This is a genomic window from Novosphingobium sp. BL-52-GroH (assembly GCF_044813085.1).
Taxonomy (GTDB): Bacteria; Pseudomonadota; Alphaproteobacteria; order Sphingomonadales; family Sphingomonadaceae; genus Novosphingobium.
Genome location: NZ_CP171149.1, coordinates 1,291,466 through 1,314,884 on the forward strand (window position 1 = coordinate 1,291,466; position 23,419 = coordinate 1,314,884).

The window sequence follows — 23,419 nt, forward strand, 5'->3', positions numbered from 1 at the left end:
GTAGTTCCGGCGAGAAGGAGAGGATCAGCGTGACGACATCCGCGAGTACGGCGACGTTCAGGTTGGAGGACGACGGCATTGCGATCCTCACGATCGACAATCCGCCGGTCAACGCGCTGAGCCACCATGTGCGGATCGCCATGTGCGAGGGGGTGGAGCGGGCGCTGGGCGATGCCGCAGTGCGGGCGCTGGTGATCCTGTGCGCGGGCCGGACGTTCTTCGCCGGGGCCGACGTCAAGGAACTGGGCAAGCCGATCGCGGCACCGCTGCTGGGCGACGTGATGGCCGCTTTCGAGGCTTCCGGCAAACCCATCGTGGCCGCCATGCACGGCACCGCGTTGGGCGGCGGGTTCGAACTCGCGCTGGCGGCGCACTTCCGGGTGGCGGTGCCGTCTGCGGTTGTCGGTCTTCCCGAGGTTGCGCTCGGCCTGCTGCCGGGTGCGGGCGGGACCCAGCGGGTTCCCCGGATCGTCGGCGTCGAGGCCGCGCTGGACATGATCGGGCTGGGGCGGCAGGTTCGTGCGGCCGAGGCGCTTGAACTGGGCCTGATCGACGCGGTGGTAGATGAAGAGGCCCTGGAAGCCGGGGCGATCGCTTTCGTGCGGACGGTGCTGCGCGAAGGCCGGCCCTTGCGCCGGGTGCGCGACCTTTCGCTGGATGTCGATGCGGCAGGGATCGCGTGCATCTTCGCGGCGTTCCGCAAGGCGCATCCGAGCCTGTTCGTGGGCCTCAAGGCGCCGGAGGGCGCGTTGAAGGCGATCGAGGCGGCCGCCACTCTCCCGTTCGAGGATGGGATAGCCCGGGAGCGCGAACTCTCGCGGGCGCTGACGGCCAGCCCGGAATCGGCGGCGCAGCGACATTTGTTCTTTGCCGAACGTGCCGCCGCCAAGATCCCGGGGGCAGAGAAAGTCCGCGCGGACGCACCCAAGGGAATGACGGTGGTGGGCGATGGCCCCGTTGCGCAAGTCCTGCGGGACTTGGACGTATCCGAGGGCCCGGAAGCGACCGCGATCTGTACCGATGGAGATTTGGACGCCTACCGCGCGGCCGTGGCGCGAGTGCCCGGGGGTATGAGTATCGCTACCCGGCACCTGCCGCATTTCGAAATGCTCGCCGCAGGCTGCGAAAATGCTTCGCAATTCGTCGGGTTGCATGTCCATGATGGCCTGTGGGAGATCGTCGTCGGTGAACGAACTGCGCCCGAAGCGGGCCTGTCGCTGATGGCGCTGGCCCGTTCGGCCGGCATTCCCTCGATTTTCGTGAAACCAGGTGCCGGAAGCGTGATCGGCCGGTTGCGACACGCGCTGGACCAGGCGCGGGCAGAGCAGGAGAGGGCCGGACATTCACCAGCGGACATCGGGGCCTCGGCCCGCGACTATGGTTTTGGCGACAGGGCGGTGGTGAACGGAGGCGCTGGCGGGACGATCGACCCCGCCCTTGCCGAAGCGCTCGCCGTGGCGATGGCAAGGGAGGCGCAGGTCCTGATCGACGAGGGCCGCGTGCTACGGGCGTCCGACATCGACGTGGCTGCCGTGAAGGCGAAGCTGTGGCCGCTCTGGCGCGGCGGTCCCGCTTATGCGGCGCAGGCGAAGGAACTGGCTTGAAGATCGGAATCGTCTCGGACGTCCACTGCCAGCACCGGGCGCTGGACATGGCGTTGGAACGCATGGGGCCGGTCGATCGCCTGGTCTGTGCTGGGGACTGCATCGACCAGAGCCGGTTCTGCAACGACACGGTCGCCCGGCTGAGGGATACGGGCGCGCTGGCGATCCTGGGCAACCACGACTTGCATTGCCTGGCAGGGGAGGCGCGCCGGTCGCCGCGCGTTGACCCGGTTCTGGCCGACTGGCTGGCGGACCGCCCCCGCGAACTGCGCCTCGAACTGGGTGGACTGCGCATCCGCGTCGTCCACGCGACATCCTGGCCGAGCGATTTCGCCTATGTCCCGCCCGGCCATGCGCACTTCCAACGCTTCGAGGATGATGACGTCGACGTGCTGATCTACGGGCACACGCATATGCCCGTAGTCAAGCGCCTGGGCCGGACCTTGGTGATAAATCCGGGCTCGGTGGGAGAAGGGCGCCCCGAACCGCGCGGCTTCGTGCGCAGCTGCGCGGTCCTCGACACGGCCTGCGGCGAGGCACGCATCGTCGATCTCGATTAGCGCAGCTTTTCGAGCACCTTGTGCCGCTCCGCATATGCCTCGCGAACGGTCTTCTTGTCGATCTTGCCCGACGGCAGGCGCGGAAACGGCTCCGGCTCCACAGTGACGTAGCGCGGCACTTTGTAGCTGGCCAGCGCCTCGCGGCAGTGGCGGATGACGGCCGCGGGCTGGATGCCGGCTGCATCCGGTCCATGGACGATCGCCAGCGGGGCCTCGCCGAAATCGTCGTCGGGGACGGCGATGACGACGGTTTCCTCGATCCCCGGCATTTCGCAGATCGCTGCTTCGACTTCCATCGCCGAGACGTTGAGCCCGCCAGTGATGATGATGTCCTTGATCCGGTCAATGAAGGTGAGATTGCCGCGCGCGTCGAGCATGCCGCGATCGGCGGTGTGCAGCCAGCCGTCGCGGAAAGTGGCGGCGGTTTGCTCGGGATCATTCCAGTAGCCGGTGGCGAGGCAATCGCTGGCGATGAGGATTTCGCCGGATTCGCCGGGATCGGCGGGCGCGCCGTCCTCGCGTACGACCTTGAAGCGCGAGAACATCGCACCAGGGCCGCATTTTTCGGGTTCGCTGACGGCGGTATCGTCCCGCGCGGCCCAGGCGCCGCCGGCTTCGGTCGAGCCGTAGGCCTGGCGCAGCACCACGCCCTTTTCGCGGTAACGCTGCAGAAGCGCGGGGTTGACCCGGGCACCGCTGATCTGCGCGAAGGCGATGGAAGATAGATCGGCGTTTTCGAATTCCGGAAGTGCGGCGATGCGTTCGAAGAAGATGGTCGAGGCCAGGAACGTCGTGATCCGGTGCTCGCGCAGCAGGCGCAGCGCGCTTTCGGGGGAGAAGCGGCTTTCCGAATACACCGTCGCCCCCACCGCGAGGAACTGCAGCATGCACAAGGTGCCCGACGCGGAGCTGTAGGGCCCGGTGACGAGGGCACCGCCGCCGTGCCCGGTCGCCGGCTGCATGAGCACGAATTCGGCGGCGTATGTCATCGTGCCGCCGTGACTGTAGATCACGCCCTTGGGGAAGCCGGTCGATCCGCTGGTGCCGATGATGAATACGGGGTCCTCGGGCCGCGCTTCGAACGCGGGCGCGGCCGGCTCGGGCGCGTCGCGCAAGGCGCGTACGGTGGCCATGGAGACTAGCAGCCGATCGCCCGCCAGCCCGAGCGCGTCGGCGACGGTGGACGCGCGGTCCTCGTCCGCGAAGACCACGAGCGGATCGGTGATGCCGAAGGACTTGGCCAGATCGCGCGCGCTGGCACGGAAGCTGAGCGGGTTGGCGATCGCGCCGGAAAGGACCGTGCCCACGATCAGCGCTGCGTAGTCGAGCGAGTTCGCCGCGACCATAGCGACCCGGTCGCCGGGCCGCACGCCTTGCGCATCGAGATAGGCGGCGATGCGTAAGGCCCAGGCATTCAGTTCGCCGAAGGTCACCGTCTCGCCGTCGTAGTGCAGGGCGAGGGTGTCCGGCTTGTCGCGGGCCCACCACTTGAGCGCGCGCTCTACCGTGAATGCCATCACAGGGTTCCCTCGCTGCCGAGCAGCGCGGTGCTGCTCATGATGTCGCCGGGCCCGCCCGTGACGAGCGAGAGTGCTGCGCCGGGCACCTGGTTGGTCGAGGTGCCACGGATCTGGCGCACCGCTTCCGGGATGAGGCCCATGCCGTGGATGAAGCCTTCGCCGAGGTCACCGCCAGAGGTGTTGATCGGGAGGCGGCCGGAGGGCGCGATCAGGTTCTCGAAAGTGCAGAACTCGCCGGCCTGCTCGAACGAGAAGAAGCCGTGGTCGATCATCGATCCGATCCCCATCGCGTTCATGTTCATGTAGACTTGTGCCACGTCGACGTCCTGCGGCCCATAGCCCGATTCCCGCCACATCCGGTCGGCCAGTTCCTTCTGGCCGGCAGTGGCATAGTACGGGCGCCAGTTCTCTTCCAGCGCCCCGCCGCCCTGCATCGTGCCCATCGGCGCCGCAAGAACGTAGGCTGGCGTCTGCTTGAGGTCCCTGGCCCGTTCCGCAGAGACCAGGATCACGCAAGCGGCGCCGTCGTTCTCGCGTGAGCAGTCGAACAGGCGGTAGGGCTCGGAGATGAGGCGCGAGTTGTCGTAGACTTCGTCGGTGATCTCGATGTTGCGGCCCAGCGCGTGCGGGTTGTTGCGCGCGTGATAGTAAGAGGCCTGCGTGGTCGCCTTGAGCGCGGACTGGGGTACGCCGTGATGCTCCATCAGCCGCTGCGAGCGCAAGGCGAGGATCTGCGCGGGCGAGTCGAGCCCATTGACCAGGTACTGCGCCGAGGTATCTCCCTGCGCGACCATGACCCGCAGGCGCTGGCTGCTGCCTTCCGCCATCGAGCGATAGACCGCGACGATCTCGGCCTGTCCCGACATGATCGCCATCGACGCCAGGTTCAGCGTCGCGGGCAGGGCGCCACCATGGAACCACACGAGCGAGGAAAAGCGGCATTCGCGCGTGCCCAGGCCCGGCATCAGCTTGGGCGCGTCGCTACGCTCCGAGGCGTAGGAGACGAAGCCGTCGATGTCGCGCACGTCGATGCCGGCATCCTCGGCGGCCGCGGTGATCGCGCGCAGCGCGAGCTTCAGCTCGGGCTCGGGCGAGGTACCGCGCTTGTAGTAAGGTGTCTGGCCGATCCCGACGATCGCTGCCGCGCCGCGCATCCTGCTCAAGGTTCTCTCCGATCTGTTGTTCATCGCGCTGTTGGGTTTCGCCGCGTCGTTCTAGCGCTCGAGTTCCCACTCGATCGCGGGGTAGTGCTTGGTCTTGGCGCTGGGCGGGCGGATCACGCCCCTAACCCGCGCACCGATGGCAAGCCCCGCCTCGTCGCCGCATAGCACGCCCATGACCCGGGCGCCGTCTGCTTCAGGCAGTTCGGCGACGACGGTGACGTAAGGCACGTCCTCGGCGCGTTCGAGCACGCGGTCGAAACGGTACTGGGTGCGGGTATAGGTGAAGACGGTGCCGCGCGGTTCCAGCGCCGTCCACTCGAACTCCCACGATCCGCACTGGCCGCAGCGATGGTGCGCCGGCCAGTTCCAGGCACGACAGCCGGAACAGCGCGGAAGCTGGAACTTCCCGTCCTCGAGTCCACGCCAGAATTCATCGTCCGCCTCGATGGCGCCGATGATCTTATGCTGCTCGAAACTGTACGCCATTTCCCTCTCCGACCCCGCTTCACGGCCTCGCCGTAATGCGCTCGTTTGTACGACTATGTAACAATGGTGCGATCTACGACAAGGCTTCTCCTTTGGCAATCCCCGTCCATCGCAGTGCCTGCAAGAGTTGACACGGTTGAATGGAACAGTCCAACTGGACGATATTCGACCATATGCTCGTTATGGGCGCGGGACGTGAGGATGCGACGATGAATACACCAATGCAGGACGACGTTCCCGCCGGCCCTCCGCGCGACCGGGACTGGTTGCCCCTCGACAATGGCGGCCCTTTCACCGACCACGTCGGCGATTTCCATTACGCGTGGGAAAGCGAAAGCCGGGACGTGCCGCCGCGCTTCGGGTTTCGAGTGGCGCCACGGCACTGCAATCTCCTGCCGACATGTCACGGCGGGATGCTCGCGACCTTCGCGGATGTGGTGATGGCCAAGGCCGTGGTTCTCGTCGACACGGATCGCACCTCCTTGCCTACGGTGAACCTCTCGATCGACTACCTCGCGCCGGCACCGCTCGGCGGCTGGGTCGAGGCGACAGTCAGGATCGACCGGCTGGCGACGAGCCTCGCCTTCCTGCACGCCACTTTCCATGTGGGCGAGACGATGGTGCTGCGCGCGAGCGGCGTCTTTCGCATCTATCGCGAACGCACCCGGGCAGAGGGCGACTGAAAATTTTCCGGTAAGACCTTTCCATTCCTGACAATGAACGCTATTCGAGCATACGCGCGAATAACGCACCATAATGGTTGCACCGACAGGCGGGCGAGGGGATGCAGGAATGAGCGAAACCAAGCCGAAGGCCGCCGTAATGGGCGCCTCTGAAGAAGGAGGCACCGGTTGGACCATCGCGACCACGCTGGCGCAGCAAGGTCACCACGTCACCGTCGGTGCCCGTCGTTTCGACGGCGTGGCGAAGTTGGCGCAGGCGATTGCCGGCAGCGCGGTACGGTGCGATGCGACTCTCGAAAGCGATGTAGACGCGTTCGTGGCGGCGGCGGCTGGCGATGGGCAGCTCGACTGTGCCGTGCTGGTGGCGGGGGCAGGCATGCGCGGAACGATCGACGCGATGCCGGCGGACGAATTCGAGCGCTGCATGCAGCTCAATTTTCATGCGGCGGTCTATTTCCTGCGGCACGCGGCGCGGCGGATGAAGGACGACGGGTCGATCGTCCTGCTCAGTTCGATCGCCGCGACCAATCCATGGGCCGGCTATTTCGCCTATGGCGCTGCCAAGGCCGCGCTGCAGACGCTGGTGAAGTACGCCGCGATCGAGTTCGCCGATCGCCGTATCCGCGTGAATGCCGTCTGCCCGGGCCCGATCTCCACTCCGGCAGCGCGCTATCTGGTCGACCATCCGCGTGCAGGTGCCGTGGTTTCGCGCGAAGTGCCGCTGGGCCGCGTGGCCGGTCCGCAGGACGTGGCCGACGCGATCGCCTGGTTGTGCACCGCGCGCGGCTGGATCACCGGCGAGACCATCCACACCGACGGGGGCATGTCGCTGCGCCGGCCGCCCGACGTCGACGAAATCGCCGCGGCTTTCGCCGCAACGGACTGACGGGCGCGCGCCCACGATTGCAAGGGAATCGGACAAAGCCATGGAACTCAAGGGACTGACCGCCGTCGTGACCGGTGGCGCTAGCGGGCTTGGCGAAGCCTGCGCACGGGCGCTGGCGGCGCAGGACGTGAAAGTCGCGATCTTCGACCTGAACGCCGAGAAGGGCACAGCCCTGGCCAGTGAGATCGGCGGGGTCTTCTGCGCGGTGGACATCACCGGCGACCAGAGCGTCGCCGATGGCTTCGCCGCATCGCGCCAGGCCCTCGGGCAGGAGCGCATCCTGGTGAACTGTGCCGGGCGCGGCAACACGTTCAAGACCGCGCAACGCTCGCGCGAGACGGGTGAGATCACCACCTTTCCCATCGCCGAGTTCGAGAAGATCGTCCTGCTCAACCTCGTCGGCACGTTCCGCTGCATCACCGCCTCGGCCGCCGGCATGATGACCCTCGACCCGCTGGGCGACGACAAGGAGCGCGGTGTCATCGTCAACACCGCCTCGGTCGCCGCGACCGACGGGCAGGCGGGGCAGGCGGCCTATGCCTCGTCCAAGGCCGGGATCGTCGGCCTCACCCTGCCGATCGCGCGGGACCTGCGCCGCGAAGGCATTCGCGTGAACACCATCCTGCCCGGCATCATGGATACGCCGCTGTTCGCCACTGCCCGTCCCGAGCTGCGCCAGCAACTCAATGAAAGCGTGCCCTTTCCCCGGCGCATGGGGCGCCCGGCGGAGTTCGCCAGCCTAGCGGTGGAGATGTGCCGCAACTCGTATTTCAACGGCGAACATGTGCGCCTCGACGGCGCGATCCGCATGTAGCCGGCGCAAAGGCCCGGCACGCCAGATCGAACACGCGGCCGTCCCAGACCCACACAGGAGTACCTGAACTTGACCGAAGCATGGATCATCGACGCGGTGCGCACGCCGCGCGGGCTGGGCAAGGCCGAGGGCGCCCTGGCGCCACTGCATCCCCAGCAACTCTATTCGCAACTCCTGACCGCGCTCGTCGAGCGCACCGGGCTCGATCCGGCGGCGGTCGACGACGTGATCGCCGGCGTCAACACGCAGCAGGGCAAACAGGGCCTCAACCTGGCGCGCATGGCGGTGCTCGACGCGGGGTTCCCGGCGAGCGTGCCCGGCTTCTCGCTCGACCGGTTCTGCGGTTCGGGGCTGACCGCGCTGACGCTCGCCGCGATGGGGGTGCAGTCCGGCCAGCAGCAGGCTGTGATCGCAGGCGGTGTCGAGCAGATGTCGCACGCGCGCACGCTCCAGCGCGAGTTCATGCTCGATTCGGGCAACCTTTCCTTGCGCAAGCGTATCCCCCAGCCACACCAAGGCCTGTGCGCCGATCTCATTGCCACGATCGAGGGCTTCACGCGCGAGGACCTCGACGCGCTGGCGCTGGAAAGCCAGCGCCGCGCCGCGCGAGCGATCGGCGAGGGGCGCTTCGCGCGGTCGCTGATCGCGGTGAAGGACCTGGACGGTACGGTTCTTCTCGATCGCGAGCAGTACCCGCGCCCGCAGACCAGCGCCGAGGGGCTGGCCGCGCTCAAGGCTGCGTTCGAACCCTTCTTCGACCGCGCCATCGATGCCGAGGGCACGACCTACGGCGCGCTGCTGCGCCAGGTCTACCCCGACACGCAGATCCGCTACATGCACACCGCCGCGACCAGTTCCGGGGTCGTCGACGGGGCGGGCGCGCTACTGGTGGTTTCATCCGACTATGCGAAGGCGCATGGCCTGAAACCCCGCGCGCGCATCCGGGCGACGGCCACGGTGGGCGACGATCCCACGCTCATGCTCAACGGCCCGGTTCCGGCCGCACGGCGCGTGCTGGAGATGGCAGGAATGGCGGTGTCCGACGTCGACCTGTTCGAAGTGAACGAGGCCTTCGCGGTCGTGCCGCTCAAGTTCATGCGCGATCTCGGCATCGATCCACAAACCGTCAACGTCAACGGCGGCGCGATGGCGCTGGGCCATCCCATCGGCGCGACCGGCGCCATCCTTGCCGGCACCCTGCTTGACGAGCTGGAGCGGCAGGACAAGACTGTCGGGCTGGTCACCATGTGTGCGGCGGGCGGTCTTGCCCCCGCGCTCGTCATCGAGCGGATCTGACCGATTGCCCGAAGCCCGTTACCGAACCGAAGACGGTATCACCCTGGCAGGCGACGTGGCCGGACCGCCGGACGCCCCTTGCGTCGTGCTCATGCACGGCGGAGGGCAGACGCGCAGTTCCTGGTCGCGTGCGTGCGGTGAACTGGTCGAGGCAGGGTATCGGGTCGTCAATTTCGATGCGCGCGGGCATGGGGACAGCGACTGGGCGGGACCTGGCGGCTACGATATCGCGCGCAGCGTGTCCGACTTGCGCTGCGTGACGGCGGGGCTGGGCGTCCGCTACGCGCTGGTCGGCGCTTCGCTGGGCGGCGCCACCGCATTGGGCGCGCTGGCCGGTGGCATGAGGCCGGGCGCGGTCGTCCTCGTCGACATCGTACCCAATCCCGACCCGGCGGGCGTGGCGCGCATCCGCGCCTTCATGCAGGGCAGCCCGCAAGGCTATGCCAGCCTCGACGACGTCGCCGATGCGATCGCCGCCTACAACCCGCACCGGCCGCGGCCGCGCGATACCTCCGGCCTGCTGCGCAACCTGCGCCGCAACGCGGCGGGACGCTACGTATGGCATTGGGACCCCGCATTCCTGGGCCGCGAAGTCGACGAGGAACTGCGCGAACTCGCCGCCACCATCGAGGGTGCGCGGCGGGCGGGCGACGTACCCACGCTGCTGATCCGGGGGATGAGCAGCGATGTGGTCGATGCAAGGGGCGTCGCGATCCTGCGCGAGGTGCTGCCAGGCATGGAAGTCTTCGATGTCGAAGGCGCCGGCCACATGGTTGCCGGCGACAGGAACGACGCGTTCAACGCCGGCATGGTCGACTTCCTCGCCCGCCGCTTTCCCGTGAACGTTTCCATCCGCGGGAAAGCCGGCAGAGGGTGACTCAGAACAGGCCCTGGAACGCACCTCCGTCGTTGACGATGTTCTGCCCCGTCACATAGCCCATCTGGGCGGCGCATAGCATGACGATGAGGTCTGCGGCTTCCTGTGGATCGGCCAGTCGATTGGCGGCGCAGCGCTTGCACACCTCGGCTTCCACTTGCGCATAAGGCACGCCCTGGGCCCGGGCCCGTTCCCCGAGTGCGGTGCGCAATGCCGGCGTATCGATCAGTCCCGGCAGCACGCTGTTGACGGTCACGTTGAAGGGGGCGACTTCGCGGACCAGCGACGCGATGGCGCCGGCCAGCGCCAGGCGTGCCGAATGGGAGGGGGCGGCCCCTGCCTGCGGAAACTTGATGAAGTTGGCGCTGACATTGACGATGCGGCCGAACCCGCGCTCGCACATGCCGGGAGCGTAGCCATGGATGAGGTCGATCACCGAATGGAAATGCGCCTCGAACCACCATGCCCAGGTCGCCTCGTCGATCTGCGCGTAAGCCACCGGCCGCTGCGGGATGCCGGGTGAGGCGACGAGGATGTCGGGCGCCGGGTGCGCTTCGAGCAGCGCGTCGCGGTCCGCCCGGCGCGAAAGATCGGCGGCGAAGTGCGTGACGGCACCGCCGGCTTCGGCCGTGATCTCGTCGGCGGCGCGGGCCAGCTTCGCCGGATCGCGCGCGACGATTGTCACTTGCGCCCCTTCGAGCGCCAGGCGGCGCGCGGTCGCCAGTCCCATGCCGCTGCTACCGGCGCACACGATGGCGCGTCGGCCTTCCAATCCCAGGTCCATTATCCGTTCTCCGTTCGGTTGATATGAAGCCGCGTCAGGCGCGAAAAGGTGATGCGCCAGATGCCTTCTTCGCGGCGATATTCGTCGTGGTAATATCCTCGCCCGGCGAGGAGCAGCGTACCCTCCCGGTTGCGCAGTTCGTCGGCCATGGCCCATATGCCGGTGGCGCTGTCCGGCCCGGTCAACGCCAGTTCGGGCATGAAGCCCTGGTGGACCGTCCAGCGGTCTGCCACTGCGGCACGGATCATGGCGACGATCGCCTCGCGCCCCGAGACGATCACCGGGACCGGTGCCGGGCCGTCCCACGATCCCGTCACCGGGTTGCGGGCGACATGGCCGAATCCACGATCGAACCGGGCGTCGACGGCGAACAGGCCGGCAAGGCCCTGCCAGTCCCGCGTGTCCACGAAGCGGAAGTAGCGCGCTTTGATTCGGCGGATTTCCTCCAGCGTTTCCCACCCGCATGCGGCGGTGCCCGGCGGCTCTCCCATGTTCTACCTATCCTTCAAAATGGTCGTTTATCGCGCGAGGGATCGATATACGCACATTTTAGCCTCTTGTCATGGCCGCGAGAGTTGACAGTGCGCAGGACTTGCAGCAATGGTTCCATATGGAACATCGGAGCGTTATTCGCACGATATTCGTGATTAGTGATGTCGCCCGGGTTAGCCTTGGGCAGCATCGGCAGAATAATCGGGGAGGACGCTGCCGAGCCCATGCTGGAAGAACTGCAACAATTAGAGCCGTTTCGCGCGGCCGTGCGCGGCTGGCTCGGCGCAAATCTCCCGGCCGATTGGCGCGACCGGATGCTGGGCGCGGACGAGGCCGAACATGTCGCATTCCAAGAATGGTGGTTCGGCAAGCTGATGGAGGCCGGCTACGGCGCTCCGCACTGGCCGCAGGAATGGGGCGGCAGCGGCTTCAGTTTCGCGCAGCAGATCGTTCTCTACGAGGAGATCGCCCGTGCCGGTGCCCCGCGCCTCATCCACTACTTCGTCGCGCTCCATCATGTTCCGGGCACCCTGCTGCACTGGGGAACGCAGGCGCAGCGCGAGCGCCACCTGCCGGCGGTGCTGTCGGGCAAGGAAATCTGGTGCCAGGGATTTTCGGAGCCGAACGCCGGTTCCGACCTTGCCAGCCTGCGTACCCGCGCGGTGCGCGATGGTGACCACTATGTCGTGAATGGCCAGAAGACGTGGTCTTCCAATGCCCATAATGCGCAGTTCTGCCTGCTGCTGGCCCGCACCGACCCGGCCGCCTCTAAGACGCGCGGCATTTCCTATTTCATCCTCGACATGAAGACGCCCGGCGTCACCCTGCGGCCGATCAGGCAGATGACCGGCTCGTCGCACTTCAACGAGATCTTCCTCGACGACGTGCGCATCCCGGTGGAAAATCTCATCGGCCCTGAGAACGAGGGCTGGAAGGTAGCGCAGGCCACCCTGTCCTCCGAACGCGGCCTCTCGGTCCTCGAACTGGCGGAGCGGATGCGCGAAGGCTTCAAGCTGCTGCTCGCCGATGCGCGCGTGGCCGGGCCCGGCGGCGTCCCTTACGAGGACGACGAGACGCGGCGGCGGCTGGTCGACATCCACGTGCGCATCGAGGCGCTACGGGTGCTGGTCAACAACCAACTTACCGCGGTGCTGCGCGGTGAGGCGCTGGGCGTCGCGCCGTCGATCATCAAGCTTTACTATAGCGACCTGCTGCGCGACTTCACCGAGCTGGGCGTCTCGCTTGGCGGCATAGACGCGCAGTACCTGCAAAGCGTCCTGATGGGTGGTCCCAACGAGACCGGCTACTGGATGCAGGACTACCTCTATTCGTGGGCCTGGACGATCTCGGGCGGAAGCTCCGAGGTCCAGCGCAACATCATCGCCGAGCGGGGCCTCGGCCTGCCGCGCGAACCGGTTGCCGTGGCCTGATGCGCAATTTCGAGAAACGGAAGCCCTAGATGGAATTCGGATGGACCCCGGAGCAGGAGGACTATCGGCGCCGCGTTCGCGAGGCGCTCGACGAACTGCTGCCTGACGACTGGGACGAGGTCTACGTCCCGCAAAGCTATGCGTCGGACTTGCAGGTGGATTTCTCGCGCGAGTTCTGCGCGAAGCTGGCCGAGCGCGGCCTCCTGGTGCCGCACTGGCCGCGCGAGTTCGGCGGGCAGGAAACGCCGGACTGGAACCACTTCATACTCGGCGAGGAAATGAAGGGTGCGGGCGAGCCGCGCGGCGCCCAGTACATGAACGTCAACTGGATCGGCCCGACGCTGATGCGCTACGGCTCGGCCGAGCAGAAGGAACGCCACGTCAAGGGCATCGCCGGCGGCAAAGTGATCTGGTGCCAGGGCTTTTCCGAGCCCAACGCCGGGACCGACCTTGCGGCCCTGCGCACGCGGGCGGAACGGGAGGGCGACCATTACGTGGTCAACGGATCGAAGATCTGGACCTCCTATGCCCGCCGTGCCGACTGGTGCTTCCTGCTGACCCGCACCGGCCCGGGCAAGAAGGACATCACGATCCTGCTGGTGCCGATGGACACTCCGGGCATATCTGTCACCAGCTATCCCGGCGTCATCAAGTTCGGCCACCTCAACGAAGTCTACTTCACCGACGTGCGCGTGCCGGTGGAGAACCGCGTGGGCGCGGAAGGGCAGGCGTGGGAAATCGTCAGCCACGCGCTCGCCTTCGAGCGGGTGGGCGTACCGCGCTATCACACCGGGCTCGACGCGCTCGACCTGCTCGTGGCCCAGCTCAAGCGCGAAGGGCGCTGGGACGACGATCCGGTGGTGCGGGCGCGGGCGGGGCGGCTGGTCGCACAGTTCGAATCCGCGCGGATGCTCACGTATCTGGTGGTCGACCAGCGGGTGAAGCGCATGGCGCCGACGACCGATTCCAATCTTGCCCGCGTGGTGGCGCTGGCGGCGGTGAACGAGATGCTCGACCTCATCGCCGAATACACGCCCGATGCGCTGGCCGGCGGCGACTTGCTGCTCGAAGACTATTACCGGATCAACATCCCGGCGGGCATCACCGGCGGTACGAACGAAATTCAGATGGACCTCGTCGCGCAACGGGGCCTCGGACTGCCGCGGGGATAGGCATGGACTTTCAGCTTTCCGAGGATCAGTCGGCCCTCGTTTCCGCACTCCAGGCGATCCTCGAGGATCACGCCGACATCCCCCAGTCCGAGCGCTTCGCCAGCTTCTGGTCGCAGGCGGGGCTGCAGGACCAGCTCGAAGCCATGGGCTTCCTCGATGCCGCGCGAGACATGGGCCCGGTCGAGGCTGCGCTGGTCATCTACGAAACCGCCAAGGTAGTGGGAGCGGTGGAGACGATCGGCCGTGGCCTCGTCGCGCCGCTGGCCTGTCCGGGGCTGGCGGTGAGCGGCCCGGTCGCCCTCGTCCGCCGCGCCGACCTCGGCCGCGCCATCCGCAACCTTCCGGTGGCGGGCATGGTGCTGGTCGAAGATGGCGAGGACGTGCTGGCGCTCGAACGCGACGGCGACGGGGTCGAGCCGGTGGAATCGATCCTGGCCTACCCATATGGCCGCTTCACCGAGGCTCCGGCGCTCGACAAAGCCCGCCGCTTTTCAGGCGCGGCAGCGCAGATGCGCAAGTGGTGGCGCGTCGGGCTTGCCGCCGAGATCGCCGGGGCCGCCACTGCCGCCATCGACTTCACCATTGAATACGCTCGCAACCGCGTGGCGTTCGGCCGGCCGATCGGGTCCTTCCAGTCGGTCCAGCACCGGTTGGTGCAACGCCATGGCTACGCCAAATCCGCCTATTACCTGGCGATGCGCGCGGCCTGGAGCGGCGAGGAGATCGACGCGGATGTAGCCGCCTGCCATGCCCAGTCGGGCATCCGCGAACTGATGTTCGACCTGCACCAGTTCAACGGCGGCATGGGCATGACCAACGAACATCTGCTGCATTTCTGGATATACCGGGTCCGCGCGTTGCAGGCGGAAACCGGCGGGCCCACGGCGGCGGCACTGGAAATTGCCGACGAGCGGTGGAATGACGGACATTCGGCAATGGCAAAGCCGCAACTGAGCGTGGCGGGATCATGAGCGACACGATCGAAATCGAAGAACTGCGCGAATCAATCCGGCAGGTCCTGGTCGATCACCGGGGCGACACTTGGTCGATCCCGGACGAGCAGGGCCGCGGCCTCGACCGTGCGCTGTGGGAGCAGATGGCGGGACTGGGCTGGCTAGCCTTGGCGATCCCGGAGAATCTGGGCGGCCTCGGCCTGGGGATGGCACACCTTGCCGTGCTCTACGAGGAACTGGGCCGCGAGCTTGCCTCGGTTCCGGTGCTCCCGACGATGATGGTCGCGCAGGCGATCATCGACCACAACGGCGCGGAGCACGGCGGCGATGCCGGCCTGCTCGGCGCAATTGCCGATGGTTCGACCCTGGCCGCCATCGCCTTGCCCGGATCGCACGGCCTGCTTTCACGCGGCGCCGATGGAACGGTGTCGGGGACGCTGCGCCACGTCCTGTTCGCAGACGTGGCCGATCTGCTCGCCGTGCCGGTGGACCTTGGTGGCAGCACCGGCCTCGCGCTCGTACCGGCGGGGTCGGCCGGTGTGCGGATCACCGGCCGACCGCTGGTAGACCTGACCCGCAGCAGCGCCGACATCGCATTCGAGCGCGTGTGCCTAGCGGACTGCACGGTGCTCTCGCTTGTCGACGCCGCTTGGGCAAGCCTGGAAGACCACGCCGGGATCGGCATTGCCAGCGACGCGGTCGGTAGCGCCGTCGCGATCTTCGAGATGACGCTCGACTATCTCAAGACGCGCGAGCAGTTCGGGCGGCCGATCGGCTCGTTCCAGGCGCTCAAGGCCCGCATGGCGGACTGGAAGGCGAAGGCCGAAGCCATGACGGCACTGTCGCGCCACGCCGCCGCGCAAGTGAAGGCGGGGCGCGGAGATGCCTCGGCGGCCGCGTCCGGAGCGCGGGCCTATGCCGCGCAGGTCGGCGCGGCACTGGCCGGGGATGCGATCCAGTTGCATGGTGGCATCGGCTTCACCTGGGAACATCCCTGCCACCTGTTCCTCAAGCGGGCCAAGCTGAACGAGCAGCTTTTCGGTAGTCCCGCATATCACAAGGAGCGCGTCGCGCGCCTCGCCTTCATGGACCCCGAGCCCGCCTCCCCCGGCGAGCCCGCGCTGTTGCAGCAAGCATGAGAGACCAGAAATGAGCGAAACCAGTATCCAGGAGCCAAGCGTCGCCGGACGGGTTACGGATGGCCAGTTCCGTCTGCTGTCGGCGATGCCGGCACTGTCCGACTGCAAGTACCCGGAAGTGCGCGACACCATCCCGGCGCGGGTCTACACCGACCCTGCGCGCTACGAGGCGGAAGTCGCGCGGATCTTCCGCGCCGGCCCGACGATCGCTGCCCCTTCGGCGCTGCTGCCCGAGCCCAACACTTACCACCAGGTCAAGATCGCCGGCATGCCGGTGCTGCTGACCCGGAACAAGGCGGGCAAGGTCAAGGCCTTCGCCAACGTGTGCCGCCATCGCGGCATGAAGCTGTGCACCTCCGAGCGCACCGAAAAGGCGCCGCGGATCGTATGCCCCTACCACGCCTGGACCTACAACCTCGACGGCGCGCTGGTGGGCCTGCCGCGATCGGAGACGTTTCCGGGCCTCGCCAAGTCCGAACTCGGCCTTCTGGAACTGCCCTGCGCCGATGCGGGCGGGCTGATCTGGGTCGGCCTCGATGCCGATAATCCGCCGGACTTCTCCGGCGTGACGGGCGAACTGGCACAGGACCTCGACGCGCTGCAGATGGGCGACGCGTTCCTCTACGATCATGCCACGTTCCCGGTGAAGGCAAACTGGAAGCTGGTCATGGATTCCATGCTCGACAGCTATCACGTCACACGGCTGCACAAGGATTCGCTGGCGCAGTTCTCGGTCGATTCCGAAAACCAGATCGACCGCATCGGCCTGCACATCCGCAATGCGGCGCATCGCAGCAATTTCGATCCCGCGCTGGTCTCGCGCGATCACGACGCCATGCGCCGGATGATGGTGTTCAGCTACATCGGCTTTCCCAACGGCATCATCGTGGTCAGCCCCGGCTACGTCAGCCTGGGCGTGGTGCGTCCGATCGCCGTCGACGAGACGGCGGTGGACTACTACATGCTCGCCCAGGAAAAGCCCCAAACCGAGAAGGCCGAAGGCCGCCTGCGCCGCTCGATGGAACTGATGGCGCGGGTCTTCGGCGAAGAAGACTACTGGGCCGCCGCAATGTGCCACGAAGGGATCGCCTCGGGCGCGATCTCGCAGGTCAACCTGGGCGGCATGGAAGTGCAGATCCGCATGTTCCAGGACGCCGTGACCGACCGCCTCGGCGAAATCTGAAGCCGAAACGACATCGCCCTCTGCCGTTAGCGGCAGAGGGCGATGTCCATGTTCGGACGGAATGTGGCGGCCGTCTTCCTTCCCGGTACGGGGAGAGGGAGGAAGGGGCGGTTTTCGCCACTACTCCGCCTCAGGCGATCACCATCCCGCCGTCGACCGGCATCGAAATGCCGGTGACGAAGCTGCCACCCTTGCCGACGAGGAAGATGGCGGCGGCGGCGATTTCCGACGGGTCGGCCATGCGCTCCATCGGGCGCGTGCGCGTCTTGGCAAGGGCGGGGTTGGCGTTGGTCGAACTCATCGCCATCGGTGTGATCGTGGCGCCGGGAAGGATCGCGTTGATGCGCAGGTTGTGTTCGGCATAATCCATCGCCGCGCCGCGCACGAGGCCGTCGATGCCCGCTTTGGACGAGCAGTAATCCGAGCTCCATGGCAAGCCCTTGAGCGCGGCCGCCGATGACACCGCGACGATCGCGCCGTCCTTGTAGGGCAGCATCGCGGCGATCTGGTGCCTGAGGCACAGGAACATGCCGCGCAGGTTGATCGCGATGATGCGGTCGTATTCCTCGGGCGTGATCTCGTGCAGCGGCTTCGAGACCCCGACGATCCCGGCGCAGTTGATCGCGGCGTGCAATTGCCCGTAGGCGTCGGTCGCGGCTTTCACCAGCGTGCGCACATCCTCGTCCCGGCTCACGTCAGTCGCCACGAACTGCGCCGCGCCGCCGGCCGCGCGGATGGCGGCGGCCTGCGCTTCTCCTTCCGGGTTCCGGTCGGCGATCGTAACGGCCCAGCCATCGGCCACGAGCCCGTCCACGCATGCCTTGCCGATGCCGCTCGCGCCGCCCGTCACGATAACAGAACGCCTTTCGTTCACCCGGTCCTCCATTGTCTTGAACTATCTCCGCGCTTTGCTAGGTTAGGCGATAATAGAACGCAAGGGCGATAATCGACCTTTTTGTATCAGAGGATTGGCTGAATGACGCTATCGACACCCCCGCTCGAACATCCCGGAAAGCTCTTCATCGCGGGCGAGTGGGTCGATTCGGACGGCGCCGATCTGATCGACGTCATCGCGCCTGCCACCGAAGACCTCTACATGCAGGTGGCCAATGCCAACGTCAGCGACGTGGACCGCGCCGTCGCCGCCGCAAGGGAAGCCTTCGACAACGGACCCTGGCCGCGCATGAGCCATGCCGAGCGTGCCGGATACATGAACGCGATGGCCGACGAACTGGCGCGCCGCACTGGCGACATCGCCGCCATCTGGCCCAATGAGATGGGCATCACCCATTCGCTGGCGAGCGCCTATGCGCCGGGGGCCGCGCATTTCTACCGCTACTACGCCGGACTGGCCGACAGCTTCCCGTTCGAGGAGGAACACAGGACCTTCTCCGGCGCCAAGGTCGGGCTGCTGGTGCACGAACCGGTCGGCGTGGTGGGGGCGATCATTCCCTGGAACGGGCCGATCATGATTACCGCGTTCAAGGTGGCGCCGGCGCTCATCGCCGGGTGCACGGTCGTCATAAAGGGATCGCCCGAGGCGCCCGGCCATGCGTTGCTCATGGCCGAGGTCGCGCACAAGGTCGGGCTGCCCAAGGGCGTGATAAACGTCGTGATCGCCGATCGCGCGGCATCCGAGGCGCTGGTGCGCAATCCGGGCGTGGACAAGATCGGCTTCACCGGATCGAGCGCCACCGGCCGCCGTATCGCCGAGATCCTGGGGGGGCGCATGGCCCGCTACACCCTGGAACTGGGCGGCAAGTCCGCGGCGATAGTGCTCGACGACTACGACATAGAGACGGCGGCTAGGGACATCGCCGAGCGCGCCTGCGACATGAGCGGGCAGGTTTGCGCCTCGCTCACGCGCGTGGTCGTGCCGGGACACCGGGCGGAGGCCATGGCCGACGCGCTGGGCGCTGCTTTCTCTAACGTAGTGGTAGGTGATCCGTTCGACACGGCCACGCAGATGGGCCCGGTGGCGACGCGCATCCAACGCGACCGCGTCGAAGGCTACATCGCGAAAGGAAAGGCGGCAGGCTTTCGCGTGGCCGCGGGCGGCGGTCGTCCGGCCCACCTCAACCGGGGCTTCTTCATCGAGCCGACCGTCTTTGCCGGCGTCGACAATGGTTCGGCGATCGCGCAGGAAGAGATCTTCGGCCCGGTCGTCTGCGTCATTCCCGCCCGCGACGAAGCGGATGCGGTGCGCATCGCCAACGATTCCCCGTTCGGGCTCAACGGTGCGGTCTTCACGAAAGACGTAGACCGCGCGTATGCCGTGGCGCGCCAGGTGCGCTCCGGGACAGTCGGTCACAATGGGCACTTGGTCGATTTCACCATCGGCTTCGGTGGCTTCAAGCAGTCCGGCGTAGGGCGCGAAGGCGGGCTCGAAGGGCTCTATCCCTACCTCGAAAGCAAGACGATCCTCTTGGGCGACCGACCGAGTCATCTTCCCGCAAAGGACTGAGCACGACGCCGGAGCCCAAGAATCTCCGGCGCATCGTCCCTGAGCGGTGGACGCAAAAGAAAGGGCCGGACGATACCGTCCGGCCCTTTCGTCTGACCATCCGCATGGCGGGGAGGCGCCCTCACGTCGCCCCGCCATGCTTCGCGTCAGTAGCGGTAGGTGATCGATCCGCCGAATGTCGTCGGTTCGCCGAAGCGGGCCCGCGCAGACGAGGGATCGATGAAGTTGGCGACGAAGTATTTCTCGTTGAACACGTTCTTCCCGAAGATCGAGAAGTCCACGTGGTCCGAAGGATCCGTCCAGGTCGCCTTGAGATTGACCAGCGTGTAGGCCGGCTGCTTGAGCTGGTGGGCGGGATCGAAGTAGTAGCTGCCCGAGCGGAACACGTTGCCGTTCAATACCAGTCGGCCACCCGCGAGGTCGAAGCCGTAGTTGGCCGAGAAGCTGCCGGCAAAGCGTGGCGTACGCTCGACCCGGAAACCCGAGGCATCCACGTTGAACGGCTGGAGAAATGTGGCGGGATCGCTGGGATCGATGTAGCGGCCCAGTGCGTTCGGGAAGTCCTTGTACTTGGCGTGGGTGTAGGTCCCGGCAAGTGTCAGCGAGAAATCGGGGGTAATCTCGTAGGTGACGTCGCCATCCAGGCCATAGATCTCCGCGCTCGCGGCGTTCACGGTCATCGACTGGCCCCCGGCTCCATAGCTGGTGACCTGGATGTCCTTGTAATCGTAGTAGAACGCGGCCAGGTTGAGACGCAGCGGGCCTTCCGCCGTCTTGAAGCCCACTTCCCATGCATCGATGGTTTCGGGCTGGACCGGAACCGTGGAGAAGGCCGAACCAGGCAGGCCGCCCGAACGATACCCCTGCGAGAACGATGCATAGACGTTCGAGCGCGGCGTCAGCTGGTAACGTGCCACGGCGCGGAACGACGTATTGTTGAACTTAGCGTCGCCCGCCCCGGTGAGCCCGAATGCCTGCAGGTTGAAGGCGACCTGGGGCTTGTCCTCGGTGTAGCGGATGCCGCCGGTCAGGAAGAGGTCGTCCACAGGTTCATAGGTGACTTCCGCGAAGCCGGCCCAGGATTCGGTCTTGTTGCGCGACTGGAACACGTCGATGCCAGTGTTCAGCGGATAGACGAACGTGTTGTAGTCGTAGGCGTCCTTGTAGTTGAGGTAGAAGGCACCGACCACCCAGTTCAGCGGTCCCGAACTGTTCGACGCGAGGTTCAGTTCCTGCGTGAAGGTCTTGTCGCGCACCGACCAGAACGAGAAGTTGTCCGGCGAGGACGAGGCGTCGTAGTCCAGGCCCTGGTCCACGCCGTCCTTGCGGTACTGCGTGTAGGAGGTGAGCGTGGCGAAGCCGAGGTCGAACTCGCTCGTCAGGCTGAACGAATCCTGCTTGAACCGGGCATAGCCGGGGATGTCCAGCGCGACACGCTTGGGGCTGTCGTAGCTCAGGATGGCGTCTGGATTGAGCGCACCGGTCGAAATGCCGTTGCGCGGCACCACCATCTGCGAGATGGGATCGTTCGAATAGGCGTGCTGGTAGGCGAAGGTGAATTTGATCCCGTCGACCGGCTTGACCAGCACCTTCGAACGCACCGAGTACTTGTGGTACTTGGCGACGCTGTCGTTGTCGTCCACGATGTTGGTCACGTAGCCGTTGCTGTATTCGTAGTTCGCGGCCAGATCGATGGCGATCTTGTCTCCGATCCCGGTCGTTCCGTAGAAGGCGCTCGAAACGGTATCGTACGAGCCATATCCGACACGGATCAGCGCGGAGGGTTCGAACGAAGGTTCGCGCGTGTTGATCTGGATGGCGCCGCCGGTCGCGTTGGCGCCGAACAGCGTGCCCTGCGGACCCTTGAGGACGTTGACGCTCGCCACGCTCACGAGGTCGAAGTTGCTCGAGCTGGGGGTGGGCACGTAATAGCCGTCGACATAAGTCGCGATGTTCTGCGTCAGGCCCGGCAGGGCGACCACCGAGCCCACACCGCGGATGGTCGGCAGCACGAACGTGCCGGCATACGTTACCCGCAGCGAGGGAACGGCTTGCGGCAGGTCGAGGACCTGCTCGATGCCGGCCTGGGCGAGTTGGGCCTGCGAGACCGCCGCGATCGAAATCGGAACGTCCTGCAGTGCTTCTGCGCGCTTTTGCGCGGTGACTACGATCTCGTTGGCGACGCTTGGGCCCGTATCGTCTGTCGCAGAGTCCTGCGCGGCGACAGTGCCCTGGGCCGATGCCTGTTGCGGCAACGCGGCGAGCGCGCCGACGAGCGCGGTAGTGGCGATCAGACCGAATCGCAAATGACGCGGGGATGGGCCCCGGGTGTCGAGTTGTTGGAACACTGTAACGCTCCCCTCCAGATTTATGTACGATAAACGACCGTATGTTCGGTAAAGCAACATTACGGGGCCGGCTCGAGCGTGTCAATCGGCTTGACAGCGTGCTTTGCCCATGTGTCGGATTTGCCGCCGCACAAGGCCGGCCGGAAGGTACGGCGGCCCTGAAAAGCGATTGACCTGCCCTCTAGCTGTGCTTAATTGCTACATATGTGCGATTAACGGACGAATTGACGTACCCGTTTGGACTGTTCCAGGTACGAGGATCGCGCCGGGCCGAACTCCCGGCAGCGGCGGCGATCGTACATGGGACGAAAGACGCGTCATGGAGAGAGGTTACAGATGGTCGAATCCGAACTGATGGCAGCGATCCCGGCTCACGTCGGCAAGGACCGCGTGGTCGATTACGATTACACCGGCGATCAGCGAATCTTCCGGCTGGACGACCTGCAACTCGGCTTGCACGAACTGCATCAGGAGGCTCCCGACGTGTTCTATTCGCCCCGCAATGGCGGGTTCTGGATGGTGACACGGCTCGACATGATGTCGAAGGTGCTGTCCGATACGGAACACTTCTCAAACCGTGTCCTCGAAATTCCCCGCATCTACAGCGACAACGTGATGATCCCGTTGAACCTGGACCCGCCGCAGCACCTCCCTTTCCGCATGGTGCTGATGCGTCATCTCGGCCCGGCGCAGATCCGCGCGATGGAGCCCGGTATACGGGAGTGGGCGAACCGGTTGATAGATGCGGTCATCGATCGCGGTGAGTGCGAATTCGGCGAGGAAGTGGGCGCGGCCTTCCCGGTGTCGGTCTTCATGCAACTGGTGGGCTGGCCGCTCGATCGCTTCGAGGAATTCCGCACCATCGTCCATGAGTTCTTCCGCCCCGACATTGCGCCGGCCGACCGCGTAAAGGTCCAGGACCAGATCATCGGGATCGTCGCGGAATATTTCGAACTCCGCCGCAAGGAGCCGGGCGACGACCTGTTCAGCAAACTGCTGCAGGAGGAAGTGCGCGGACGCAAGCTGACCGACGCGGAACTGAACTCTATGGGCTTCCTGCTGTTCCTCGCAGGCCTCGACACCGTCGCGAACACCATCGGCTTTTCGTTCAACAACCTGGCCCAGCGTCCGGACCTTCAGGCGCGGCTGGCGGCAAACCCGGGCGACATCAACAACTTCGTCGAGGAGTCGCTGCGCCGGTACTCCATCGTCCAGCAACCTCGCATCGTGAAAAAGGATGTCGAGATGTTCGGTGTCACGTTCAAGGTGGAGGACATGGTGGTATGCTCGCTGCCTGCGGCGGGCATGGACGAGCGCGTCAATCCCTCGCCGGAAGCGTTCGACGTCGATCGCGAGGCCCGCAAGCATATCGCTTTCTCGACCGGGCCACACACCTGCGTCGGCAACTTCCTGGCCCGCACCGAAATGCGGATACTCGTAGAGGAGTGGACGCGCCGGATACCCAGCTTCCGCCGCAAGCCGGGAACCGAGCCGCAGATTCGCAGTGGCGGTGTGGCGGCCCTTTCCAACATCTGGTTCGAATGGAACTAGACCGGCCCTGACGA

General features: G+C 66.1%; 21 protein-coding genes. 14 read left to right on the forward strand and 7 right to left on the reverse strand.

Going from position 1 to position 23,419, the window contains the following annotated elements:
- Nucleotides 1-29 precede the first annotated feature (29 nt).
- Both ACFFDA_RS05590 and ACFFDA_RS05595 read left to right on the forward strand, forming a co-directional pair.
- On the forward strand, nucleotides 30-1,604 hold the full coding sequence (locus ACFFDA_RS05590; protein ID WP_404476795.1) for an enoyl-CoA hydratase-related protein: 1,575 nt from the start codon (nucleotides 30-32) through the stop codon (nucleotides 1,602-1,604).
- Nucleotides 1,601-2,164 (forward strand): metallophosphoesterase family protein, encoded by a 564-nt coding sequence (locus ACFFDA_RS05595; protein WP_404476797.1) that lies wholly within the window; start codon nucleotides 1,601-1,603, stop codon nucleotides 2,162-2,164. The genes ACFFDA_RS05590 and ACFFDA_RS05595 overlap by 4 nt, the downstream gene beginning before the upstream one ends.
- Here ACFFDA_RS05595 and ACFFDA_RS05600 read toward each other — a convergent pair.
- From ACFFDA_RS05600 to ACFFDA_RS05610, 3 genes are read right to left on the reverse strand one after another with little or no spacing between them, the layout of a single operon-like run.
- Nucleotides 2,161-3,681: a class I adenylate-forming enzyme family protein gene (locus tag ACFFDA_RS05600; RefSeq protein WP_404476799.1), complete on the reverse strand. Its 1,521-nt coding sequence runs from the start codon at nucleotides 3,679-3,681 to the stop codon at nucleotides 2,161-2,163. The genes ACFFDA_RS05595 and ACFFDA_RS05600 overlap by 4 nt on opposite strands.
- Nucleotides 3,681-4,838 (reverse strand): thiolase C-terminal domain-containing protein, encoded by a 1,158-nt coding sequence (locus ACFFDA_RS05605; protein ID WP_404478303.1) that lies wholly within the window; start codon nucleotides 4,836-4,838, stop codon nucleotides 3,681-3,683. The genes ACFFDA_RS05600 and ACFFDA_RS05605 overlap by 1 nt, the downstream gene beginning before the upstream one ends.
- Before the next feature lie 60 nt (nucleotides 4,839-4,898).
- On the reverse strand, nucleotides 4,899-5,333 hold the full coding sequence (locus tag ACFFDA_RS05610; RefSeq protein ID WP_404476801.1) for a Zn-ribbon domain-containing OB-fold protein: 435 nt from the start codon (nucleotides 5,331-5,333) through the stop codon (nucleotides 4,899-4,901).
- A gap of 209 nt (nucleotides 5,334-5,542) precedes the next feature.
- Between ACFFDA_RS05610 and ACFFDA_RS05615 the strand changes: the two genes are divergently transcribed.
- The 5 genes from ACFFDA_RS05615 (at nucleotide 5,543) to ACFFDA_RS05635 (ending at nucleotide 9,889) form a co-directional block, all read left to right on the forward strand.
- Entirely contained in the window at nucleotides 5,543-6,016 is a 474-nt protein-coding gene (locus ACFFDA_RS05615) for a PaaI family thioesterase (RefSeq protein ID WP_404476802.1), read from the forward strand.
- Between the two features lie 109 nt (nucleotides 6,017-6,125).
- Complete coding sequence (locus ACFFDA_RS05620) at nucleotides 6,126-6,902, forward strand: SDR family oxidoreductase (protein ID WP_404476804.1); 777 nt, start codon at nucleotides 6,126-6,128, stop codon at nucleotides 6,900-6,902.
- Nucleotides 6,903-6,942: 40 nt separating this feature from the next.
- Nucleotides 6,943-7,716 carry an SDR family NAD(P)-dependent oxidoreductase gene (locus tag ACFFDA_RS05625; protein WP_404476806.1) on the forward strand — a complete coding sequence of 258 codons (774 nt, stop codon included), beginning with the start codon at nucleotides 6,943-6,945 and terminating at the stop codon, nucleotides 7,714-7,716.
- A gap of 69 nt (nucleotides 7,717-7,785) precedes the next feature.
- Nucleotides 7,786-9,012: an acetyl-CoA C-acetyltransferase gene (locus ACFFDA_RS05630; protein ID WP_404476809.1), complete on the forward strand. Its 1,227-nt coding sequence runs from the start codon at nucleotides 7,786-7,788 to the stop codon at nucleotides 9,010-9,012.
- Between the two features lie 4 nt (nucleotides 9,013-9,016).
- The gene (locus ACFFDA_RS05635; protein ID WP_404476811.1) at nucleotides 9,017-9,889 is read left to right on the forward strand and encodes an alpha/beta fold hydrolase; all 873 of its coding nucleotides are present in this window, start codon (nucleotides 9,017-9,019) and stop codon (nucleotides 9,887-9,889) included.
- A gap of 1 nt (nucleotide 9,890) precedes the next feature.
- Here the strand turns inward: ACFFDA_RS05635 and ACFFDA_RS05640 are convergent, their stop codons facing one another.
- Nucleotides 9,891-10,673, reverse strand: coding sequence for an SDR family oxidoreductase (locus ACFFDA_RS05640; RefSeq protein WP_404476813.1), 783 nt, complete (start codon nucleotides 10,671-10,673; stop codon nucleotides 9,891-9,893).
- Nucleotides 10,673-11,164, reverse strand: coding sequence for a nuclear transport factor 2 family protein (locus tag ACFFDA_RS05645; RefSeq protein WP_404476816.1), 492 nt, complete (start codon nucleotides 11,162-11,164; stop codon nucleotides 10,673-10,675). Before ACFFDA_RS05645 ends, ACFFDA_RS05640 begins: the two co-directional genes overlap by 1 nt.
- A 225-nt stretch (nucleotides 11,165-11,389) precedes the next feature.
- Between ACFFDA_RS05645 and ACFFDA_RS05650 the strand changes: the two genes are divergently transcribed.
- From ACFFDA_RS05650 to ACFFDA_RS05670, 5 genes are read left to right on the forward strand one after another with little or no spacing between them, the layout of a single operon-like run.
- Complete coding sequence (locus ACFFDA_RS05650; protein ID WP_404476818.1) at nucleotides 11,390-12,595, forward strand: acyl-CoA dehydrogenase family protein; 1,206 nt, start codon at nucleotides 11,390-11,392, stop codon at nucleotides 12,593-12,595.
- Between the two features lie 29 nt (nucleotides 12,596-12,624).
- Nucleotides 12,625-13,767 carry an acyl-CoA dehydrogenase family protein gene (locus tag ACFFDA_RS05655; protein WP_404476820.1) on the forward strand — a complete coding sequence of 381 codons (1,143 nt, stop codon included), beginning with the start codon at nucleotides 12,625-12,627 and terminating at the stop codon, nucleotides 13,765-13,767.
- A gap of 2 nt (nucleotides 13,768-13,769) precedes the next feature.
- Nucleotides 13,770-14,738 carry an acyl-CoA dehydrogenase family protein gene (locus tag ACFFDA_RS05660; protein ID WP_404476822.1) on the forward strand — a complete coding sequence of 323 codons (969 nt, stop codon included), beginning with the start codon at nucleotides 13,770-13,772 and terminating at the stop codon, nucleotides 14,736-14,738.
- Complete coding sequence (locus ACFFDA_RS05665; RefSeq protein ID WP_404476824.1) at nucleotides 14,735-15,859, forward strand: acyl-CoA dehydrogenase family protein; 1,125 nt, start codon at nucleotides 14,735-14,737, stop codon at nucleotides 15,857-15,859. The genes ACFFDA_RS05660 and ACFFDA_RS05665 overlap by 4 nt, the downstream gene beginning before the upstream one ends.
- A 10-nt stretch (nucleotides 15,860-15,869) precedes the next feature.
- Nucleotides 15,870-17,042: an SRPBCC family protein gene (locus ACFFDA_RS05670; RefSeq protein ID WP_404476826.1), complete on the forward strand. Its 1,173-nt coding sequence runs from the start codon at nucleotides 15,870-15,872 to the stop codon at nucleotides 17,040-17,042.
- 130 nt (nucleotides 17,043-17,172) lie between these two features.
- Here ACFFDA_RS05670 and ACFFDA_RS05675 read toward each other — a convergent pair whose 3' ends face one another.
- Nucleotides 17,173-17,916: an SDR family NAD(P)-dependent oxidoreductase gene (locus tag ACFFDA_RS05675; protein WP_404476829.1), complete on the reverse strand. Its 744-nt coding sequence runs from the start codon at nucleotides 17,914-17,916 to the stop codon at nucleotides 17,173-17,175.
- 102 nt (nucleotides 17,917-18,018) lie between these two features.
- On the opposite strand from ACFFDA_RS05675, the gene ACFFDA_RS05680 reads away from it, so the two are divergent.
- Nucleotides 18,019-19,506: an aldehyde dehydrogenase gene (locus ACFFDA_RS05680; protein WP_404476831.1), complete on the forward strand. Its 1,488-nt coding sequence runs from the start codon at nucleotides 18,019-18,021 to the stop codon at nucleotides 19,504-19,506.
- Between the two features lie 146 nt (nucleotides 19,507-19,652).
- Here the strand turns inward: ACFFDA_RS05680 and ACFFDA_RS05685 are convergent, their stop codons facing one another.
- Nucleotides 19,653-21,854 carry a TonB-dependent receptor gene (locus ACFFDA_RS05685; protein ID WP_404476834.1) on the reverse strand — a complete coding sequence of 734 codons (2,202 nt, stop codon included), beginning with the start codon at nucleotides 21,852-21,854 and terminating at the stop codon, nucleotides 19,653-19,655.
- Nucleotides 21,855-22,154: 300 nt separating this feature from the next.
- Here ACFFDA_RS05685 and ACFFDA_RS05690 point away from each other — a divergent pair, with 300 nt between their 5' ends.
- Nucleotides 22,155-23,405, forward strand: coding sequence for a cytochrome P450 (locus ACFFDA_RS05690; RefSeq protein WP_404476835.1), 1,251 nt, complete (start codon nucleotides 22,155-22,157; stop codon nucleotides 23,403-23,405).
- Nucleotides 23,406-23,419: the final 14 nt, after the last annotated feature.

Bases quoted from the DNA above. Each gene is read 5' to 3' on its own strand.
- ACFFDA_RS05660 (WP_404476822.1), top strand. From the start codon at position 13,770: ATGGACTTTCAGCTTTCCGAGGATCAGTCGGCCCTCGTTTCCGCACTC.
- ACFFDA_RS05670 (WP_404476826.1), top strand. From the start codon at position 15,870: ATGAGCGAAACCAGTATCCAGGAGCCAAGCGTCGCCGGACGGGTTACG.
- ACFFDA_RS05650 (WP_404476818.1), top strand. From the start codon at position 11,390: ATGCTGGAAGAACTGCAACAATTAGAGCCGTTTCGCGCGGCCGTGCGC.
- ACFFDA_RS05640 (WP_404476813.1), bottom strand. From the start codon at position 10,673: ATGGACCTGGGATTGGAAGGCCGACGCGCCATCGTGTGCGCCGGTAGC.
- ACFFDA_RS05610 (WP_404476801.1), bottom strand. From the start codon at position 5,333: ATGGCGTACAGTTTCGAGCAGCATAAGATCATCGGCGCCATCGAGGCG.
- ACFFDA_RS05655 (WP_404476820.1), top strand. From the start codon at position 12,625: ATGGAATTCGGATGGACCCCGGAGCAGGAGGACTATCGGCGCCGCGTT.
- ACFFDA_RS05615 (WP_404476802.1), top strand. From the start codon at position 5,543: ATGAATACACCAATGCAGGACGACGTTCCCGCCGGCCCTCCGCGCGAC.
- ACFFDA_RS05605 (WP_404478303.1), bottom strand. From the start codon at position 4,838: ATGCGCGGCGCGGCAGCGATCGTCGGGATCGGCCAGACACCTTACTAC.
- ACFFDA_RS05680 (WP_404476831.1), top strand. From the start codon at position 18,019: ATGACGCTATCGACACCCCCGCTCGAACATCCCGGAAAGCTCTTCATC.
- ACFFDA_RS05665 (WP_404476824.1), top strand. From the start codon at position 14,735: ATGAGCGACACGATCGAAATCGAAGAACTGCGCGAATCAATCCGGCAG.
- ACFFDA_RS05690 (WP_404476835.1), top strand. From the start codon at position 22,155: ATGGGACGAAAGACGCGTCATGGAGAGAGGTTACAGATGGTCGAATCC.
- ACFFDA_RS05645 (WP_404476816.1), bottom strand. From the start codon at position 11,164: ATGGGAGAGCCGCCGGGCACCGCCGCATGCGGGTGGGAAACGCTGGAG.
- ACFFDA_RS05620 (WP_404476804.1), top strand. From the start codon at position 6,126: ATGAGCGAAACCAAGCCGAAGGCCGCCGTAATGGGCGCCTCTGAAGAA.
- ACFFDA_RS05625 (WP_404476806.1), top strand. From the start codon at position 6,943: ATGGAACTCAAGGGACTGACCGCCGTCGTGACCGGTGGCGCTAGCGGG.
- ACFFDA_RS05600 (WP_404476799.1), bottom strand. From the start codon at position 3,681: ATGGCATTCACGGTAGAGCGCGCGCTCAAGTGGTGGGCCCGCGACAAG.